This window comes from Gluconobacter thailandicus F149-1 = NBRC 100600, assembly GCF_000964465.1.
GTDB classification, from domain to species: domain Bacteria; phylum Pseudomonadota; class Alphaproteobacteria; order Acetobacterales; family Acetobacteraceae; genus Gluconobacter; species Gluconobacter thailandicus.
The window spans coordinates 1-536 of record NZ_BANH01000045.1; the positions used below are offsets into that span (position 1 = coordinate 1).

Below are 536 nucleotides of genomic sequence, written 5' to 3' on the forward strand. Positions count from 1 at the left end.
GATCATCTGGGCACCGGCACTGTCGGAGATGTCGGCCGGGGTCAGGTTGACCATCAGGAGGCGCCCGTCTGTATCGACGGCGATATGGCGCTTGCGTCCGACGACCTTCTTGCCGGCATCGTAACCCCTTGTCCTCGCATGAGGCGCCTTGATGCTCTGGCTGTCGATCACCGCCGCTGTCGGACTGGCTTCGCGACCAGCCTGCTCCCGGTCGAGCATCAGTTCAATGTCATGGATGGTCTGGAACAGGAACCGGCGCGCCAACTCACGAAACCAGCCATAGACCGTGCGCCAGTGCCCAAAGTGGATCGGCAGCATCCGCCAGCCGCAGCCTGAACGAACGAGATAGCGCACTGCGTTGATCACCTCACGGAATTCGACCTCCCGTGGGCGGCCACGACGCCCAGGGCTTGGCATCAATGGCGCGATCCGTTCCCATTCCTCGTCTGTCATGTCAGACGGGTAGCGTTTCGTCTTACGGGTGATCCTGGCCATCCGGCCCCTCTGCTCTGGCGTCCACATCCAGAGCTTGAATC

At 62.1% G+C, this 536-nt stretch carries 1 protein-coding gene; it reads right to left on the bottom strand.

The window, feature by feature from the left end:
- A partial coding sequence (locus B7444_RS12090) for an IS5 family transposase (RefSeq protein WP_148424758.1) occupies positions 1–522 on the bottom strand: 522 nt, incomplete at its 3' end.
- Positions 523–536 lie beyond the last annotated feature (14 nt).